Source organism: Achromobacter spanius, assembly GCF_002966795.1.
Taxonomy (GTDB): domain Bacteria; phylum Pseudomonadota; class Gammaproteobacteria; order Burkholderiales; family Burkholderiaceae_B; genus Achromobacter; species Achromobacter spanius_D.
Map to the genome: position 1 here is coordinate 542919 of NZ_CP023270.1, position 18955 is coordinate 561873.

General features: G+C 66.4%; 17 protein-coding genes. 7 read left to right on the forward strand and 10 right to left on the reverse strand.

Features of this window, described 5'->3' with window-relative positions; translation table 11 throughout:
* Positions 1-7: 7 nt before the first annotated feature.
* The 4 genes from CLM73_RS02470 to phoB are packed head-to-tail and all read right to left on the reverse strand — an operon-like array spanning position 8 to position 4160.
* The gene (locus CLM73_RS02470) at positions 8-1399 is read right to left on the reverse strand and encodes a heavy metal sensor histidine kinase (RefSeq protein ID WP_105237174.1); all 1392 of its coding nucleotides are present in this window, start codon (positions 1397-1399) and stop codon (positions 8-10) included.
* Positions 1396-2088, reverse strand: a complete 693-nt coding sequence (locus CLM73_RS02475) for a heavy metal response regulator transcription factor (protein ID WP_105237175.1) — start codon at positions 2086-2088, stop codon at positions 1396-1398. The genes CLM73_RS02470 and CLM73_RS02475 overlap by 4 nt, the downstream gene beginning before the upstream one ends.
* 53 nt (positions 2089-2141) lie before the next feature.
* Positions 2142-3449: a phosphate regulon sensor histidine kinase PhoR gene (gene phoR / locus CLM73_RS02480; protein ID WP_105237176.1), complete on the reverse strand. Its 1308-nt coding sequence runs from the start codon at positions 3447-3449 to the stop codon at positions 2142-2144.
* A gap of 12 nt (positions 3450-3461) precedes the next feature.
* Positions 3462-4160 (reverse strand): phosphate regulon transcriptional regulator PhoB, encoded by a 699-nt coding sequence (gene phoB, locus CLM73_RS02485; RefSeq protein ID WP_006227196.1) that lies wholly within the window; start codon positions 4158-4160, stop codon positions 3462-3464.
* A gap of 162 nt (positions 4161-4322) precedes the next feature.
* On the opposite strand from phoB, the gene ubiE reads away from it, so the two are divergent.
* From ubiE to CLM73_RS02520, 7 genes are all read left to right on the forward strand, one after another.
* Complete coding sequence (gene ubiE / locus CLM73_RS02490) at positions 4323-5099, forward strand: bifunctional demethylmenaquinone methyltransferase/2-methoxy-6-polyprenyl-1,4-benzoquinol methylase UbiE (RefSeq protein WP_105237177.1); 777 nt, start codon at positions 4323-4325, stop codon at positions 5097-5099.
* Between the two features lie 177 nt (positions 5100-5276).
* Positions 5277-6284 (forward strand): Tim44 domain-containing protein, encoded by a 1008-nt coding sequence (locus tag CLM73_RS02495; RefSeq protein WP_105237178.1) that lies wholly within the window; start codon positions 5277-5279, stop codon positions 6282-6284.
* 180 nt (positions 6285-6464) lie between these two features.
* Complete coding sequence (locus CLM73_RS02500) at positions 6465-7103, forward strand: ubiquinone biosynthesis accessory factor UbiJ (protein WP_105237179.1); 639 nt, start codon at positions 6465-6467, stop codon at positions 7101-7103.
* Positions 7104-7106: 3 nt separating this feature from the next.
* On the forward strand, positions 7107-8660 hold the full coding sequence (gene ubiB / locus CLM73_RS02505) for a ubiquinone biosynthesis regulatory protein kinase UbiB (protein ID WP_105237180.1): 1554 nt from the start codon (positions 7107-7109) through the stop codon (positions 8658-8660).
* Positions 8661-8842: 182 nt separating this feature from the next.
* Positions 8843-9721 (forward strand): ferritin, encoded by an 879-nt coding sequence (locus tag CLM73_RS02510; protein WP_105237181.1) that lies wholly within the window; start codon positions 8843-8845, stop codon positions 9719-9721.
* A gap of 19 nt (positions 9722-9740) precedes the next feature.
* Positions 9741-10229, forward strand: coding sequence for a D-glycero-beta-D-manno-heptose 1-phosphate adenylyltransferase (gene rfaE2, locus CLM73_RS02515; protein WP_105237182.1), 489 nt, complete (start codon positions 9741-9743; stop codon positions 10227-10229).
* A 404-nt stretch (positions 10230-10633) separates the two neighbouring features.
* Positions 10634-11590, forward strand: a complete 957-nt coding sequence (locus tag CLM73_RS02520) for an IS110 family transposase (RefSeq protein ID WP_105237183.1) — start codon at positions 10634-10636, stop codon at positions 11588-11590.
* A 256-nt stretch (positions 11591-11846) separates the two neighbouring features.
* Here CLM73_RS02520 and CLM73_RS02525 read toward each other — a convergent pair whose 3' ends face one another.
* The 6 genes from CLM73_RS02525 to CLM73_RS02550 form a co-directional block, all read right to left on the reverse strand.
* Positions 11847-13178, reverse strand: a complete 1332-nt coding sequence (locus CLM73_RS02525) for a TolC family outer membrane protein (protein ID WP_105237184.1) — start codon at positions 13176-13178, stop codon at positions 11847-11849.
* An 80-nt stretch (positions 13179-13258) separates the two neighbouring features.
* Complete coding sequence (locus CLM73_RS02530) at positions 13259-13939, reverse strand: protein-L-isoaspartate O-methyltransferase family protein (RefSeq protein ID WP_056566894.1); 681 nt, start codon at positions 13937-13939, stop codon at positions 13259-13261.
* 100 nt (positions 13940-14039) lie between these two features.
* Positions 14040-14882 carry a bifunctional hydroxymethylpyrimidine kinase/phosphomethylpyrimidine kinase gene (gene thiD, locus CLM73_RS02535; RefSeq protein ID WP_105237185.1) on the reverse strand — a complete coding sequence of 281 codons (843 nt, stop codon included), beginning with the start codon at positions 14880-14882 and terminating at the stop codon, positions 14040-14042.
* On the reverse strand, positions 14879-15682 hold the full coding sequence (locus tag CLM73_RS02540; protein ID WP_056564704.1) for a thiazole synthase: 804 nt from the start codon (positions 15680-15682) through the stop codon (positions 14879-14881). Before CLM73_RS02540 ends, thiD begins: the two co-directional genes overlap by 4 nt.
* A 139-nt stretch (positions 15683-15821) precedes the next feature.
* Positions 15822-16724: a cobalamin-binding protein gene (locus CLM73_RS02545; protein ID WP_105237186.1), complete on the reverse strand. Its 903-nt coding sequence runs from the start codon at positions 16722-16724 to the stop codon at positions 15822-15824.
* A gap of 102 nt (positions 16725-16826) precedes the next feature.
* Positions 16827-18872: a TonB-dependent receptor gene (locus CLM73_RS02550; RefSeq protein WP_105237187.1), complete on the reverse strand. Its 2046-nt coding sequence runs from the start codon at positions 18870-18872 to the stop codon at positions 16827-16829.
* Positions 18873-18955 lie beyond the last annotated feature (83 nt).

Here is an 18955-nt window from a genome sequence, read left to right on the forward strand (position 1 = left end):
GCGCAGATTACGTTTTTGTCATGTTCGCGGCCGGCGCCGGATCCTTCAGCGTGATGCCGATCTCGGTGCCGGTGGTGTCAGACACCGCATCGACCTGGCCGCCATGCATGTGCGCAATGGCGCGCACGATGGCCAGACCCAGGCCATGGCCTTCGCTGCGCGGGGCGCGCGTCGGGCCTGCGCGGAAAAAGCGGTCGAAGATGCGCGGCAGGTCCGCGGCCGGAATGGGCGGGCCCGGGTTGCGGACCGCGACCCGCGCGCCGTTGGGGATGCGCGTGCACGTCAGCACGATCTCGCCGCCGGGCGGCGTTGCCTTGATCGCATTGGAGATCAGGTTGGCCAGCGCGCGGCGCGCAAGTCCCCGGTTGGCCGCCACGGTGGCGTCGCCCTCGCAGCGTAGCCGCACGTTATGTTCTTCCAGCGTGGCCTCGTAGTATTCCGCGACGCGCCGCGCTTCCGCGGCGAGCGACACCGGGGCCAGGTCGGCCGCGCGTTCGCCGCGGTCGGCCCGGGCCAGAAACAGCATGTCGTTGACCAGCGTCTTCAGGTCTTCCAGCTCTTCCAGATTGGATTCCAGCGCGTCGCGCAGCTCGGCCGCGTCGCGTGGCGCGGACAGCATGACCTGCGTGCCATTGATGAGGGTCGCTAGCGGCGTGCGCAGTTCGTGCGCGACGTCGGCATTGAAACCCTCCATCTGCTGGTAGGCCGCCTGCAGCCGGTCCAGCGTGCGGTTGAAGGAGCGCACCAGATCATGCAGTTCGCGGTCGGTGTCTTCCAGCGGAAGTCGGCGCGCCAGGTTGTCGGGCTGGATGTCCGCGGCCTGCCCGGACAGCTTGCGCGCCGGCGCCATGCTGCGGCGCACGGCCCAGGCCGCCAGGACGACGGTGGCGCCCACCCACAGCGCGCAGATCAGCGCCAGGGCCGTGCCGTAGGCATAAAGAAATTGCGAACTGGTTCGCGTGCTGACCGCCACGGTCAACTGCGCGCCGGGCAGGATGCGATCGTTCATGGCGACACGCAGGCCGCGCATGCGGGCGCCATCGGGCGTTTCCAGCAGGATCTGGCGGCCGTCCGGCGACGCCAGCGTCTCGGGCGGTTCGCCACCGTAGACGGCGTGGCCCTGCGCGTCCACGATCCAGATGCCGAGCTGGCCTTGCCCCGCGCGCATCTGGTCGAAGGTGGCCGCCAGCTCGTGCAGCCCGCTGGCGCTGTTCTGCATGTCGATCAGGTGGTCGATGAGTTCCAGTTTGCCGCTGACTTCGGTGATCTCCTGGCGCTCGACCTCGCGCTTGAGCGCCCAGAACAGCGTGGCCCCGGCCAGGCTTGAAACCAGCAGCGCGATGGCGCCCAACAGCAGCGTCAGCCGCGCCTGCATGGAACGCACGCGCGGGCGGATCATCGGGGACTGCCACTGGGGGCGTCGCGCGATTCCAGCACATACCCCATGCCGCGCACGGTGTGCAGCAGTTTGGTGTCGAAGGGATCGTCCAGCTTGCCGCGCAGGCGCCGCACGGCAACGTCGATGACGTTGGTGTCGCTGTCGAAGTTCATGTCCCAGACCTGTTCGGCCAGGGTCGTGCGTGACAGCACCTGCCCCTGCCGGCGCAGCAGCAGCGCCAGCAGGCTGAACTCCTTGGCGGTCAGGTCCAGGCGGTGGCCGCCCCGCTGGGCGCGCCTGCTGGCAAGATCCAGCTCCAGGTCGGCCAGGCGCAGCAGCGTCGGTTCCTGCGATCGGCCGCGGCGCAGCAGCGCCTGCACCCGGGCCAGCAGCTCGGAAAATGCGAAGGGTTTGACGAGGTAATCATCGGCGCCGCCTTCCAGGCCGCGAACCCGGTCTTCCACCGCGTCGCGGGCGGTCAGCATCAGGATCGGCGTGTCCTTGCGTGCGCGCACCGAGGCCAGGACCTCGAAGCCGTCCACGCCGGGCAGCATGACGTCCAGCACGATGAGGTCGTACGCGCCCTCCAGTGCCAGATGGCGGCCGTCGACGCCGTCGCGTGCCACGTCCACGACGTGGCTTTGTTCCGACAATCCCTTTTTCAGGTAGTCGGCCAGTTTGGGTTCGTCTTCGATGACCAGGATGCGCATGGCCAAAAATTTACCACCCGCAGAGCGCCGTCAGGCGCCCGCACGGGTGGGAATCAGGCCGTTTCGGCGATGGCGATGCGATCGGCGGGAAAGCGCAGCGAGAAGACGCTGCCCTTGCCGGGTTCGCTGGTGATGAGCAGTTCGGCGTCGTGCCGCATGGCGATGTGCTTGGTGATCGCCAGGCCCAGGCCGGTGCCGCCGACGGCGCGCGAGCGGCCCCGGTCCACGCGGTAGAAACGTTCGGTCAGGCGCGGCAGATGGCGCGCCGGAATGCCGATGCCGGTGTCCTGCACGCTGTAGTGCGCGCCGCCTTCGGACTCGCGTTCCCAGCGCACGGTGATGGTGCCGCCGTCGGGCGTGTAGCGCACGGCGTTGGTCAGCAGGTTGGACAGGGCCGACGTCAGCTCGTTTTCGGCGCCCAGCACGTCCAGGGTTTCGTCGATGTGCCAGACCAGCTGGTGCCGGCCGCCCGACAGCGCCTCGATCTGCTGGCGCGCCTTCTGCAGCAGCGCGCCCATGTTGACCGCGCGCGGATCGCTGCCCGGCGACGATTCCAGCGTGGACAGCGTCAGCAGGTCTTCCACGATAGCCTGCATGCGGTGCGCCTGCTCGTGCATCATGTTGATGTACTGCTCGCGCTGCTCTTGCGGCAGCGCGTCGTCGGGCATGTCGCGCAGCGTTTCCAGAAAGCCCGCCAGCACCGTCAGCGGCGTGCGCAGTTCGTGCGAGACGTTGGCTACGAAGTCGCGGCGCGTGGTTTCCAGACGCTCGATCTGCGTGACGTCGCGGGTGATGAGCAGGCGCTGATTGCTGGCGTAGGCCGTCAGCTGCATCATCATCAGCCGTTCCTGGCCCTGCTGCCCCAGCCGCACCAGAATGGGCTCGGGCCACGACGGGCGATGCGCGTATTCCACGAATTCCGGCGCGCGCAGCAGGTTCAGAAGGTTATGCCCGCGGTCCGCCGGCAGTCGCAGGCCCAGATGCTGGCGCGCCATGCGGTTGCACCAGTCGATCTGAAAGTCTTCGTTCAGCGTGACGGCGCCGTCGGGCAGGGCCTGGGCAGCAGCCAGCATGCCTTGCATCGTGTCGCGAGTTTCAGCCAGTTCACGCGCGCGGGCGCGGGTGTACCGATAGAGCGGGGCAAGAATATCGTCCCAGGGACCGACGGAGGCGGGCGGGGCGGAGTCGGGTTGATGGGCCCAGCGGGAGACCAGCGTCAGCCGCCAGCTGCGCCACAGCAGCATGGCGGTCAGCGAGGCCGAAAAGACGACCCAGCCCGCGGGATCTCCAATAAGCCATTGCGCCAATAAGGCAACCACCGCCCACAGGGCGACAAATATAAGAGTGCGCAGCCAGATCATCGTGCGCCAGTTTTACCGCGTCGGGAGCTGTGCCGTAAACCGATAGCCGCTGCCGCGGACCGTCTCCACGTGTGCGTCGTGGCCGCTGGGTTCCAGGGCCTTGCGCAGGCGGCGGATGTGCACGTCGACCGTGCGTTCTTCCACGAAGACGTGGTCGCCCCACACCTGATCCAGCAGCTGCGAGCGGGAGAACACGCGCTCGGGGTGCGTCATGAAGAAGTGGAGCAGACGGAATTCGGTGGGGCCGATCTGCAGGGACTGGCTGTTGCCCGACAGGCGATGCGTCACCGGATCCAGCTTCAGGCCGCCGACGTCGATGACGTCGTCAGTCAGCTGCGGCGCGCGGCGGCGCAGCACGGCCTTGATGCGGGCCATCAGCTCCTTGGGCGAGAAGGGCTTGGTGATGTAGTCGTCGGCGCCGGCCTCCAGGCCGTCCACCTTGTCCTGTTCGGAGCCCTTGGCGGTCAGCATGATGACCGGGACGGCGCGGGTGCGCTCGTCGTTGCGCAGCTTGCGCGCCATGGCCAGGCCGGAGGTTCCCGGGAGCATCCAATCGAGCAGGATCAGATCGGGAAGCTCGGCGCGGATCAGCGTCTGGGCCTGGTCGGCGTCGAAGGCGCGCAGCACCTTGTGGCCAGCGAAGGACAGGTTGACGGCGATCAGTTCCTGGATGGCGGGTTCGTCTTCGACGACGAGGATGGTGCTGGACATGTCGAATTGGGCACACTTCTGAGCGCCGGCGCGGCGCGAACATTGCGATAGTATGGCCGCAATATTTCAGGTATGTGACCGCAGCGCGTCAATTGGCGGGTCCGGCTCGCCGCAGGCGCGCGCCCGATAGGCTACCATTGACCGATATATCGGGAATTCACCATGCAAAACCCCTCCGAATCGCAACAATCCGCCGGTTCCGGCTCGACCTCCACGCACTTCGGCTTCCAGTCGGTCCCCGAAGGCGAAAAGGCCCGCAAGGTCGCCGAAGTCTTCCATTCAGTCGCCCAGCGCTACGACGTCATGAACGATTTCATGTCGGCGGGCCTGCATCGCGTCTGGAAGGCCTTTACCATCGGCCGCGCCGCCATCCGTCCCGGCATGAAGGTGCTGGACATCGCCGGCGGCACGGGCGATCTGGCGCGCGCGTTCGCCAAGCGCGCCGGCCCCACGGGCGAGGTCTGGCTGACCGACATCAACGATTCCATGCTGCGCGTGGGCCGTGACCGCCTGACCGATGCCGGCCTGCTGGTGCCCACCGCCGTGTGCGACGCCGAGCGCCTGCCGTTCCCCACCGGTTACTTCGACCGCGTCAGCGTGGCCTTCGGCCTGCGCAACATGACCCACAAGGACCGTGCCCTGGCCGAAATGACCCGGGTGCTCAAGCCGGGCGGCAAGCTGCTCGTCCTGGAGTTCTCGCGCATCGCCAAGCCGCTGTCCCCGGCATACGACTGGTATTCCTTCAACGTGCTGCCGTGGCTGGGCAAGAAGATCGCCAAGGACGAGGCCAGCTATCGTTACCTGGCCGAATCCATTCGCATGCACCCCGACCAGGACACCTTGGCCGACATGCTGCGCACCGCCGGCCTGGAGCGGGTGCAATATTTCAACCTGACAGCCGGCATCGCCGCGCTGCACGAAGGCGTGCGCCTGGGCTGAGGCCCGGCGTCCACGGCGTGTTTCGCCATCCCGCGGGGAACTTGTGGGGCGGCGGCTTGTCCGTTATTCTTACGCCATTCAGATTACTGTAAGAAAAGTCGCGCAGATGGTCTCGCGTATTGCGAGGCCCTCCCGTTGCTCGGGGCAGCGGGGGCGCGAGTACGAGGGAGCAAACCTATGTCCAAATTCTGTCTTTCGCGCTTTGTCGCGGCAGCGCTCATCGCCGTTTCGGGCGCTGCGCTGGTGACGGCGTCGTTTGACGCCGAAGCCCGTCGCGCCGGCGGCGGCTCCAGCGTGGGCCGTCAATCCTCCAACGTCACGACGCAGCGCCAGGCCACCACGCCGCCGGCTGCCAACAGCAACACCGCGGGCGCCACCGCAGCGCCGGCAGCCGCCGGTGCCGCCACGGCCGGCGCAGCGGGCGCCGCCGCCAAGAGCGGCGCTTCGCGTTGGCTGGGTCCCATCGCCGGCATCGCCGCCGGTCTGGGTATCGCCGCGCTGCTCTCCAGCATGGGCCTGTCGGGCGCGTTCCTGGAATTCCTGTCGTCCGCGCTGCTGATCGCCGCCGTGGTCTTTGCCGTCATGTTCATCATCCGCCGCCTGCGTGGCGCCGGTCCGCGCACTGCCACCCAGGGCGCATTCGGGGGCAACAACAACGCCCAGGGCCAGCAACAGCAGCCGATGTGGCGTGAAGCCCTGAAGCCGGGCGCCGCCGCACCCGCAGCCGCCTCACCGGTGGCCGCCGCTCCCATCGAGCCGCCGGCCGTCCTGCCCAAGGCGGGCGATGACAACAACTGGTTCGTGCCGGGCGATTTCGACACGCCGGCCTTCCTGAAGCAAGCCAAGGAACAGTTCGTCCGCATCCAGGCCGTCTGGGACAGCGGCAGCACCGACGGTCTGCGTGAATTCCTGACCGACGACCTGATCACCGAACTCAAGCCGCAGTTGGCTGAGCGCGGCGCGGCGCCCAACAAGACCGAAGTGGTCCTGCTGAACGCCGAGATGCTGGGCATCGAGACCGTCTCCGACGGTCACCTGGCCAGCGTGCGCTTCTCGGGCATGCTGCGCGAGGCCCCGGGCACCGAGGCTTTCCGCTTCGAAGAAGTCTGGAACCTGTTCAAGCCGGCCAATGGCGGCTGGTTGCTGGCCGGCATCCAGCAGATCCCGGTGGAAAACGCCAGCTAATCCCTGGCGGTCCGGCTCGACCGGCCCTCTGCCGCGGACGCCGTCACGGCGTCCGCATGAACCGGCCCCCAAAGGGCCGGTTTTTCATGTGCCTTCCGCAAAACAGGCTCCCATCTAACCCGTTACACTCCCGATTTACCTATCAACTTCGGCAAGTCCCCTGGGGACTTCGCAACCGCCATGCTGCCTTTTTCGTTCCTGCCCACCCCCAAGCGCCTGGCCGTCAGCGCGCTGAACGCCCTGTTGCGGCGTGAGGACTGGGCGCGCGAACGCCTGGCGCGGCACGCCGGCAAGACGGTGCGCTTCGTCATGGGCGGCTTCACGCTGGGCTTGTCCATTGATAGCGACGGGCTGGCCGATCAGGCAGACCCGGCCGTGGTGCCCGACGTCACGCTGACCGTGTCGCCGGACAAGCTGCCGTTGCCGCGCCTGGGGTCGGGGCACGAAAAGCCCGATTTCGCCGAGGCCACGCACATCTCTGGCGACGCGGCGCTGGCGCAGGTGGTGGCGGACCTGTCCAAGCAGTTGCGGTGGGATCCTGAAGATGCGCTTGCCCGCGTGGTGGGCGATATTGCCGCGCTGCGCATCGTGGGCGGCGCGCGTGCGGTGGCCGGCGGGGCCTGCAACGCGGGTCAGCGGCTGGCCGAGAATGTTTCTGAATACCTGTCCGAAGAAAGCGGCGTGCTGGCGGGCCGCCCGGCGCTGGAGCAATGGCGCCTGGACCTGGCCGACCTGAACGCGCGCGCCGATGCGCTGGCGCGGTCGGCGGCCGCGCTGCAAACCCGCCTGGCCTCGGCCGGCGCAAAGCGGGGCGCCTGATCCATGTTCCCCTTGCTGCGCCTCTTTCGCATCATCGTCGTCTCGCTGCGCTACGGCCTGGACGAGCTGGTCCTGTCCAGCCTGAATCACCCGCTGGCCACGTGCCTGCTACGCGTCATGCGCCTGGGCACGCGTCCGCGCTCGCCGCGCGGCCAGCGGCTGCGTCTGGCGCTGGAATCGCTGGGCCCCATCTTCGTGAAGTTCGGGCAGGTGCTGTCCACCCGCCGCGACCTGATCCCCGCCGACATCGCCAACGAGCTGGCGTTGCTGCAGGACCGTGTGCCGCCGTTCCCGTCCGCGCAGGCGGCCGCCTGCATCGAGGCGGCGCTGGGCGCACCGCCCGAGAAGCTGTTCGCGCAGTTCGACGTGGACCCGGTGGCGTCGGCGTCCATCGCGCAGGTCCACTTCGCGGTGCTGCACGATGGCCGTGAGGTCGCCGTCAAGGTGCTCCGTCCGGGCATGCTCAGCATCATCGAAAAGGACATGTCGCTCTTGAAGGTCGTGGCGCGCATCATCGAGCGACTGGGCGCCGACGGCCGACGCCTGAAGCCGCGCGAGGTTGTCGCGGAATTCGACAAGTACCTGCACGACGAACTGGACCTGGTGCGCGAGGCCTCCAATTGCAGCCAGCTGCGCCGCAATTTCGGCCCGGAATCCGGCCGTGGCGACATGCTGATCGTGCCCGAGGTCATCTGGGAATACACGGCCTCCACCGTGTTCACGATGCAGCGCATGTACGGCATGCCGGTCGGCCAGGTGGAGCGCATGCGCGAGGCCGGCATCGACATCCCGACGCTGGCGCGCACTGGCGTGGAGATCTTCTTCACGCAGGTGTTCACCGACGGTTTCTTCCACGCGGACATGCACCCGGGCAACATCTACGTGTCGGACCGCCCCGGCACGCTGGGCAGCTACATCGCGCTGGACTTTGGCATCGTGGGTTCGCTGTCGGAGTTCGATAAGAATTACCTGGCGCAGAATTTCCTGGCCTTCTTCCACCGCGACTATCGCCGCGTGGCGCAACTGCATATTGAATCGGGCTGGGTGCCGCCAGATACGCGCGAGGAAGAGCTGGAGGGCGCGGTGCGCGCCGTGTGCGAACCGTATTTTGACCGGCCGCTGTCGGAAATCTCGCTGGGGCAGGTGCTGCTGCGGCTCTTCCAGACCTCGCGCCGTTTCAATGTTGAAATCCAGCCGCAGCTGGTCCTGTTGCAGAAGACCCTGCTGAACGTCGAGGGACTGGGCCGTCAGCTCGATCCCAACCTCGATCTCTGGAAGACCGCCAAGCCCTATCTGGAACGCTGGATGCGTCAGCGTGTCGGATTCAAGGGCCTGCGGCAAAGCCTGGAAAAAGAGGCCGTGCAGTGGTCGCAAATGCTGCCCGCTCTGCCCAGGCTGGTCCATGACCATCTGAGCCGACCCAATGTCTCGCCGGCGATGCTGGCCGAGATGATGCAGTTACGCCGCGCACAAGAGCAGAACAACCGGCTGGTTGCAGCGCTGGTTGGCGTGCTGGCGCTGGCGGTCGGGGTCGCAATATGGGCGTTGACCCGATAGGCGGCGCGATGATCTAGACCTTACTGTCATGTTTCATTCATGAAACGGTCATCATAGCTTCGCGGGAGACGGCGAAAAATAGCGCTGCGCAAAGTGGCATGCAGCGCCCGAGCCTATAAGAACGCGCGCGCCATTCATCAATTTTCATAGCCCCACTAGCGGGACGAATACAAGGGCAGACAATGCTTTATCCTGAACTCTTCAAAACCATGGAAGCGGTGCGCTGGAACATGGCGCACGACATCCCCTGGGGTGATTTCGACCGCAGCAAGCTCTCGGACGAGCAAGCCCACACGATCAAGATGAACGCCATCACCGAGTGGGCGGCGCTGCCGGCCACCGAGATGTTCTTGCGCGACAACCGCGGCGACAGCGATTTCTGCGCGTTCATGTCGGTCTGGTTCTTTGAAGAGCAAAAGCATTCGCTGGTGCTGATCGAGTACCTGCGCCGGTTCTGCCCGGATCTGGTGCCGACGGAAGAAGAGCTGCACAACGTGCGCTTTGAATTCGACAAGGCGCCTGAACTTGAAACGCTGATGCTGCACTTCTGCGGCGAGGTCCGACTGAACCACTGGTACCGCCGCGCGGCCGAATGGCACACGGAGCCGGTGATCAAGGCGATCTACAAGACGGTGGCGCAGGACGAGGCGCGCCATGCGGGCGCGTACCTGCAATACATGCGCCGGGCGCTGCATGATCGCGGTCAGGATACGAGCGCAGAGGCGCGTCTGGCGTTCTCGAAGATCGGGGTGCTGATGGCGTCGGCGGGCCGCACGCAGCAGGCGCTGCATCCGACCAATCTGCACGTGAACAAGGATCTGTTCCCGAACGATACGGTGCAATCGCGCCTGCCGGAGCCGGGCTGGCTGGAGCACTGGCTGGACACGCAGATTCGTTTCGACGGGGTGTGGGAGCAGAAGGTGGCGACGCGGATTTTGCACATTCTGTCCAAGCTGATGGATCGCAGCTTTGAGACGGTGAAGGATCTGAACCGTTACCGGAAGGAAGTGTCGGCGCTGATCGTGCCGAAGGAAAAAGAGATCATCCTGGGCGGCGCCTGAACCCTCCTATAATCGCCGCATGCCTGCTGCCCGTTTCGAATCCAAGGTCCTGTCCCGCGACGAACTTGTCGCTGCCGTTGCTGCTGGCCGCTTTCCGCGGCCGCTGGTGTTTACGAATGGGGTGTTCGACATTCTGCATCGCGGGCATGCGACGTATCTGGATCAGGCGGCGCAGTTGGGGGCGACGTTGATTGTCGCCGTGAATACCGATGAGTCGGTGCGGCGGCTGGGGAAGGGTTCGGAGCGTCCGCTGAATCGCATGGAAGATCGGGCGGCGTTGCTGGCGGCGTTGGGGTTTGTGTCGGTGGTGACGTCGTTTTCCGAGGATACGCCTGAGGCGTTGATCAAGGAGCTGCGGCCTGATCTGATCGTCAAGGGTGGCGATTACGATATGGAGACTTTGCCGGAGACTGCGTTGGTGAAGAGTTGGGGGGGGCGTGCCGTTGCGATTCCTTTTGAGTTTGAGCGGTCTACTACGGCGTTGGTGAAGAAGATTCAGGGCGGGTGATGGCTTTGGATTGGGCTATCGGATGAATGGAAGGCGGCCTTGATGGCCGTCTTTTCTTTTGGCCGCTGATGGATCGTGGGTTGTGCCTTAGATCTTCGTAGGTCACCCGGCGCCGCGGTCCCCGTGGGCACGATCGCCCACGATTGCGGTCCGGAGCCTTCGCTCCGGACTGCCCCGTTGTCATCCTTGTATGGTGTGAATGCGTCTTTCGAAGAAGAAAGACGCTGGGGTGAGGGACGTCGTCAACCATCAGCCGGTTGCACCCGGACTGCCACTACGAGAGCATCCCACCCCGCCTCACGCGTCGATAAGGAATCTAGCGGCCGAGACCGCCGATTGATCGCAAGGTAACGCCCGAGGCGTGGCTACCCCAGCGGACTTAACGTATCGCAGGGAGAGCTGTCATGCAAACTTCAATCGTTTTTATTGGGGTCGATGTCGGCAAGTTTGAGCTTCAAGTAGCCGCGTCTGACGGAGAGATCGTGACGGGCGTCTTGCCCAACAATCGCTCCAGCATCGTGGGCTGGTTAAAGCGTCTGCCGGCCACTAGTGTGATCGCCATGGAAGCGACAGGAGGCTATCAAGAGCTCCTGGCTCGTACGGCGCATGAGCGCGGATTTGAGGTTTATGTCCTTAATCCGACCCACGTCCATCATTACGCAATCTCGTTGGGGAATCGCGGCAAGACAGATCGATTGGATGCCGCCGTCATCGCGCAATACATCGCGCAGCATCAAAAAAAACTGCATCGTTACGAACCAATATCTCCAGAATTGCAGGAAGTCAGAGCACTTCAGGCGCTGAGATCGACGGTGGTCCGTGTAGGCACATCCTTGCGTTTGTCGGCACAGCGACATGGTTGCGTAAGCAGCCATCAGAAGAAGGCACTCGCAAGTTTGACGGCTTGGTCAGAGCAACTCGAACGGGAAATGATCGCCAAGATTAAGGCCCAGAGTGACTGGGCCAAGACATACGGTCTGCTGACCGGCATCTGCGGCATAGGACCGATAACCGGCGTTGCCCTGACGAGCTTGTTCAGCCGGATCGAATTTGCCAGCAGCGATGCGGCGGTAGCCTTCTGTGGCCTGGATCCGAGGCCGAACGAATCCGGAAGAAAAGTTGGTCGGCGCCGGCTAAGCAAGCAGGGCGATAAAGCGGCGAGGACATTGCTCTACAACGCGGCTAGCTCAGCGGCGCGCACGGAACAATTCAAGGATTACTACGCCATGCTCAGGGCTCGAGGGCTGGCCTCGACTGCGGCCTTGGTCATAATCGCCCGCAAACTCCTGCGGATCGCGCACGGGGTATGGCGAACAGGTCAACCCTTTGATTCAGAGAAATTGCGACCAGCAATTGCTTGACCAAGACCATAGAATCTCGTCCGCCTTCGGCTCCCTACGGATTCCCTCGGGCGCATCGACGGCGCTCGCGCCCACGGTGACCACGACGCCGTGCTGCCAGGGTCTTTGGTTTGCGCGCTGTAAGACCTGTGGACGGGGCAGGAGATCTGCGGGGCCGCCGGGTTGCTGCCGCCCGGGCGGCGGCAATCCGGCATCGGGTCGGTGGGGCGTCGTAACGGTGTGCGCTTGCGCGCTGGTGGCGGCGTCAGCGCCGCCCTCAGCGCGGTGCGCGCAGCAGCCGGTTGATGGCGTCCAGATCCGATTCCGCCAGGATGCCGCTGGTGGCCTTCAAACGCAGGCCCGAGAGCACCGTGCTGTAGCGGGCCAGGGCCAGGTCGCGTTGGGTGGCGTAGAGCTGTTGCTGGGCGTTCAGGACGTCCAGGTTGATGCGCACGCCGACTTCGTAGCCGGTGCGGTTGGCTTCTACGGCGGCGCGGCTGGATTTTTCGCCGGCTTCCAGGGCCTGGATGCGGGCCAGGCCGCTGGTGACGCCGGTGTAGTACTGGCGCGTGGCCTGGACGGCCTGGCGGCGGGCGGTTTCGAAGTCGTAGCGGGCCTTTTGTTCCAGTTCGACCTTTTCCGTGACTTGCGAGGAGACGCCGCCGCCGGAGTAGAGGGGGATGGAGAGGACCACGCCGATGGTGTTGTCGATGGGCTTGCCGGGGGCGGCGTTGCGCATGACGGCGTCGCTGGCGCTGCCGCTGGTGGCGCGCAGGTTCAGGGTGGGGTAGTGGCCGCTCTTGGCGATCTGGATTTCGCGGCCGGCGATGCGGGTGAGCAGTTGCGCGCGCAGGACTTCGAGGCTGGAGGTTTCGGCCTGGTTGCTCCAGTCGGCGATGCGGGCGGGCTGGGGGGCGGGCAGTTGCACGCCGTAGGGCAGTTCGGCCAGGGCGCCGGGCTGGGTGCCGATGATTTTGGCGAGTTCGTCGCGGCGCACTTCCAGGTCGTTCTGCAGGCGCAGTTCCTGGGCGACGACGAGGTCGTAGCGGGACTGGGCCTCGTACGTGTCGGTGATGGTGGCGTTGCCGAGTTCGAAGTTGCGCTTGGCGGATTCAAGCTGGCCGGCGACGGCGGTTTTTTCGGCTTCGGTGGCGGTCAGGGTGTCCTGGGCGTACAGGACGTTGAAGTAGGCGTCGGCGACGCGTAGCAAGAGGTCCTGGTAGGCCTGCTGGAGCTGGACTTCGACGTCGGCGACGATGAGCTTGGATTGCTCGAAGTTCTGCCAGCGGCCCCAGTCGAAGAGCGGCTGGGTGAGCGCCAGGTCCCAAACGCCGCGGCCGCCGCTGTAGGCGTAGGACAGGCCGCGGGTGCTGCGGGTTTCCTGGTAGGCGCCGCCGGCTTCGGCGGTGATCAGGGGCAGCAGCAGGGCGCGGGCCTGGGGTTCTTTTTCGAGGCCGGCGCGGTAGTTGGCGCGCGCGGCGGCGTAGGTGGGGTCATTGCCCAGCGCGGCCTGCCAGACCTGGACCAGGTTCTGGGCGGACGCAGTCAGCGGGCCGGCACTTGCGGCGCAGGTGAAAACCAGTAAAGCCGTAAGTGATCGGACGCGCATGATCTTTCAACGATACGCCGGGCCGCCGGACGTGACGCCGGCCCCATGGGGGCCGGGCGCAAGGCGGCGAGGTCGCGGAGTTAGAACTTGAACTGCGACACCGTGACGCCGCGCAACGGCTTGATGACCGTTTCGAAGAGCTTGACGGTTTCGAAGCTGGCGGCGGTGGTGCGGGTGATGCGACAGGCCGTCATGATGGGGTTTTGGCCGACCACCACGACAAGGCGGCCGCCCACGCGCAACTGGTACTTCAGCGCGTCCGGCACGACCGGCACGGAACCGGTGACCAGGATGGCGTCGTATTCGGTGGAGCCCCAGCCGTTGCGGGCGTCGCCGGTTTCGACCTTGACGTTGGTGACGTTGTTCATCTGCAGGTTCTGCTGCGCGAAGGTCACCAGGCGGCTGTCGATTTCGACGGAGGTGACCTGTTGCGCCAGGTAGCCCAGGAGGGCGGCCTGGTAGCCCGAGCCGGTGCCGATTTCGAGCACACAGTCGGACTTGGTCAGCAGCAGTTCCTGCGCGAGACGGGCTTCGACCTTGGGGGCGAGCATGGTCTGGCGCGTGTTGACCGCGTTGATCTCGAGCGGGAGCTCCAGGTCGGAAAACGCGAGGCCGCGCAGGGCCGGCGGAACGAATTGTTCGCGGCGCACATCGAACAGCGCTTGCAGCACGTTGGCGTCCAGGACGTCCCACGGGCGGATCTGCTGTTCCACCATATTGAAGCGGGCTTGTTCTACGTCGGGCAGGGTCGAAGCGTTCATGACGGTCAGAAAAAACAGAGGAATCAACGGGCCATTGTACCGATTCGTAGCGTCCTGTGACGGCGCGCCCGTGCGGCAGATGTTTCAGGCCGGCTGATGCTCACCACCAGCCGTGGAAATGGTGGACCGGGCCGTGGCCAGAGCCGACCGACAGGCGCTCGGCGTGGCGGATGGCTTCAGTCAGGTAGGCCTTCGCGCGCTTGGCGGATTCCGGTACGTCCCCGATTTGCGGCAGCAGCGCCGCCAGCGCGGCCGACAGCGTGCAGCCGGTGCCGTGCGTGTTGGCGGTGTCGATGCGGTGGCCGGGCAGCTCGATCATGCGGTCGCCGTCGTGCAGCAGGTCGATGGTTTCGCTGCCGGGCAGGTGTCCGCCCTTGACCAGCACCCAGCGCTCGCCAGAATGCGCCAGCTTGTTGCGCAGGCGTTCGGCGACGCGCCGCATTTCCTTGACGGTCTCGACGGGACGCTCTTCGAGCAACACGCCGGCTTCGGGCAGGTTGGGCGTGAGCAGGGTGGTCAGGGGCAGCATGGCTTCGCGCATGGCGCCGACGGCGTCGTTCTCAAGCAGCAGGTCGCCGCTCTTGGCGACCATGACGGGGTCGAGCACGACGTGCGCGGGCGTCCATTTGGCGAGCTTTTCGGCCACGACCTCGATGACGGGCCGCTGGCCCAGCATGCCGACCTTGACCGCGTCGATGCGCACGTCGGTGAACAGCGTGTCGATCTGCAGGCCGACGAAGGCGGGCGGCACCGGCGAGATGCCGGTGACGCCCTGGGTGTTCTGCGCGGTGAGGGCGGCGATGATGGCGCAGCCGTAGGCGCCCAGCGCGCTCATGGCCTTGACGTCGGCCAGGATGCCGGCGCCGCCGGACGGGTCGACGCCGGCGATGGTCAGCGCGTTGGGGATGGGACGGCCGCTGGCGGCCGGCTGGCGGGAGTTCATTTCGCGGGACCGCCGGTGATCAGGCCTTCGGTGGGCGAGCTGGGCGCGCCGCTGTACAGCTTCTTGGGCATGCGGCCGGCCAGGAAGGCCTCGCGGCCGCTTTCGACGCCCTTTTTCATGGCGCTGGCCATCAGAATGGGGTCGCGCGCGCCGGCGATGGCGGTGTTCATCAGCACGGCGTCGCAGCCCAGTTCCATCGCGATGGCGGCGTCGGACGCGGTGCCCACGCCGGCGTCGACGACGACCGGCACACGGGCCTGGTCGATGATGAGGCGCAGGTTCCAGGGATTCAGGATGCCCATGCCCGAGCCGATCAGCGAGGCGAGCGGCATGACGGCCACGGCGCCCATGTCTTCCAGCATGCGGCACTGGATGGGATCGTCAGTGCAATAGACCATGACCTTGAAGCCTTCATCGACCAGCGTCTTGGTGGCCTTGAGGGTTTCGGGCATGTTGGGGAACAGCGTGTGCGGGTCGCCCAGCACTTCGAGCTTCACGAGGTCGTGGCCGTCCAGCAGTTCGCGGGCCAGGCGCAGCGTGCGCACGGCGTCGTCGGCGGAGTAGCAGCCGGCGGTATTGGGCAGCAGCGTGAATTTGGACGTGGGGACGTAGTCCAGCAGGTTCGGCTCACCGGCGTTCTGGCCGATGTTGGTGCGGCGGATGGCGACGGTGACGATTTCCGTGCCGCTGGCATCCAGGGCCGCGCGGGTCTGTTCGAAGTCCTTGTACTTGCCGGTTCCGACGAGCAGGCGCGACGAATAGGCGCGGCCGGCGATGGTGAGAGTGTCTTGTGTGGTCATGGCGGTGCTTCAAAGGGCGGGCGCGCACGATGCGAGGCCCGCGGGGGACTGGCTGACTGATGCCGAATGATAAAGCAGTCCGCAGGACGGCAGGGCCGGGCACCGGCCTGCGCGTTCCACTATTTGCGGATCGCGCGCGTCAACGCACCCGGTCCAGGTCGGCGCAGAGGGTCTCGGCCGCGTCGATCAGCCGGGGGCCGGGCCGGTAGAGCGCGTCGGCGTCGACGCCATATACGTGGCCCTGGCGCGCCGCGGGCAGGCCCATCGCCTGCCACGCGGCCAGGTTGGCCTGCGTGTCCTCGCGGCGCGAGACGCCGGCCAGCACGGCCTCGGGCCGGGCCGCCAGCACGCCTTCCAGCGTGACCTGCGGGGCCACGATGGGCGCCTGGCCGAAGACGTTGACGCCGCCGCACAGCCGCAGCGCGTCGCTGACGATGCTGGTGTCGTTCAGGGTGTAGATGGGGTCCAGGCCTGCCTGCACGAAGACGCGCACCGGGCGCCGGCCGGCATAGCGCGCCTTCAGGGCATCCAGCCGGGCGCGCATGTCCTGTGCGGCGGCCTGCGCCACGGGCTCGGTGCCGAACAGCTGGCCCATGCGTTCGACCGCGCCGGGGATGGCGGCGAGCGTCAGCGGATCGCTGTAGAAGACGGGAACGCCCAGCTTGTCCATCACGCGTGCCAGGGGTTCGGCGGCGGACGGCTGCCAGGCGATCAGCAGGTCGGGGCGGGCGGCGGCCACGCGCTCGGCGTCTGGCTGCGTGCCGTCGCCGATGATGGGTAGCGCGCGGGCGGCGGCCGGGTAGTCGCTGCCGAGCACGGTGCCGATGATGTAGCCGCCAGCGCCGGCGGCGTAGATGAGTTCGGTGGCATGGGGCGCCAGCGTGACGGCGCGCCGTGCGGGGGCGTCCAGCGCGACGGTGCGGCCGCGGTCGTCCTGGACCTGGATGGCGGGTGCGCCGTGGGCCAGCAGCGGGGATAGCGCCAGTGTCAATGCCAACATCGGCGCAACGCCGGCAGTCGTCAGGACGCGTTGAAAGGTCATGCGGCGGCTCCGTCGGGTAGGCACATATGTAGAAAAGGGCCTGCGCGGACCCTGAGCCTTAACAAAGGCTCAGACCGGCAGGCCCTGTCCGCAAAGCGGCAATCAGTAGCGTAGCGTGAGCGACGCGTAGAAGTTGCGGCCGGGGGCGGGGTACAGGCTGTAGTTCGCGACGGGACCCAGCATTTCGAACGAGGCGTTGCCGCCGCGGATGCCGTACGTGGCGTACTGGCGGTCGAAGATGTTGTTCACGCCCACCGCGCCTTCGATGTTGCGGGTGAACTTGTAAGCGATCTTGGTGTTGAACAGCACGTACGCGTCCAGTTCCTTGTCGAACTGATTGGCCTGGTCGTTGTCCATGCGCGACTTGCCCACGTATTGCGCCGACACGTTCCACAGGAACGCATCGGTGGGGCGCCACGTCACGCCGGCGTTGGCCAGCCACTTGGGCGCCAGCGGCACGGTCTTGCCGGCGAGGTCCACGCCGGCGTAGGTGCCGGAGCGGAACTGCGCTTCCATCCAGGTCAGGTTGGCGTCCACGCTGACGCTGCTGGACAGCGCGGTGTGGCCTTCAAGCTCGATGCCCTGGCGGCGGGTCGGATCCAGGTTGGTGTTGGCGCCCGTGCCCGGGCCCCACAGGCCGTCGGCCAGCGGGTTGTACTGGATCTCGTTGGTCAGGTCATAGTGGAAGTACGACAGACGCGCGCTGCTGCTGGCCGACTGCCAGGTGACGCCGATTTCCTTGTCGGTGGACGTCTGCGGGGCCAGCGGCGACTGGACGGACAGCAGTTCGTCGGCGTTGGGCAGGCGGAAGCTGCGGCCGACTTTGCCGTACAGGCCGAAGCCGCCGGCCAGGTCCTGGCGCACGCCCAGCTGCCACGCGGTCAGGTGGTGGCTGCGGTCGGACGGCGTGCCGGAGCCCGAAATCACTTCCAGGTCGTCGGACGCGTACTGGCGGCGCACGCCCGCCGTGATGTAGGTGCTGTCGGTGGCACGGATCTGGCCTTCGGCAAACAGGCCGTACTGGTGCTGGCGCGACTGCCACTTCGACGGTTCGAAGTCGTAGTAGGCGTTCTGGTCGGCGGTGGTCTTGGCTTCCTGCGCATCGGCGCCGAAGACGACGCTGTGGCCGCCGTTGATCGGCAGGCGGTAGCGCACGCTGGCGATGTTCTCTTCCAGCTTCTGGTCGCGCAGCGTGTCGCCGAACCCGTCATAGGTCAGGCCGCTGAGCTTCTTTTCGCGGGTCGACAGGTCCGAATACAGCACGCCGGCGCCGATGGCCTGCTCAAGTTGCAGACCAAACGTGGTGGTCGTGGTCTTGACGTAATCGACGTCGTTCTTCGAGCCGCGCGGATCGTCCTGGAATTCGTTCACGCCCGTGAACGGGTTGATCGTGCGCGGGCCGGGCAGTTCCAGCTTCTGCGTGGTGGTGCGGCCGTACAGGCGGATCGAACCGTCGTCGTGGCGGAACGTGATGCCGCCGCCGCCGCCTTCGCGGCGTTCGCCGCTGTTGTCGCGGTAGCCGTCGCTGTGCAGCGACTGCATGTAGGCGTCCACGCCCACCTTCTCGTTGTTCATCGAGACGGCCGCGTCGTATTGGCGCAGACCGTAGCTGCCGAAGGTGGCGGTGGCGCGGGCGGCCACGGGTTCCTTCGTGAAGTCGGAGCGGGTGATGATGTTGATCACGCCGCCGGTGGTGCCGCCGCCGTATTGCACGGAGCCGCTGCCGCGCACGATTTCAATGCGTTCGACCTGGTCCAGCGGCACCACGCCCAGGCTGGGCGCCGACAGGTCGTTGGTGTTCTGCTTGACGCCGTCGATCAGGATGAGCGTGTTGCTCGCGCCCGTGATGCCGAAGCCGCGCAGGTCGACGATGGCGTTGTCGCTGGAGCTGCTGGTGTTGATCAGGTTGATGCCGGCCTGCGTGGACAGCAGGTCCTGCATGGTGCGGGCGCTGCTGGCCGCGATGTCCTGGGCGGTGATCACCGAGATCGACACCGGCAGCGTGCGGCCGTCGGTGGGCACGCGCTGGGCGGTGACGGTGATGCTGTCGAGTTCGGACGTGGCGGGAGCGGTTTGCTGGGCGGCGGCGATGGCCGGAGCGGAACAGAGCAGGGCGCCGGCATAGCGCCGGATGGAGCGGGCTTTCATCTACAAGACCTCGGTGCAGCCCGCGACCCCGCAGGCCATTCACGATGGGAAGGATGCCGGCGCGCCGGGCGGGCCGAAAGGCC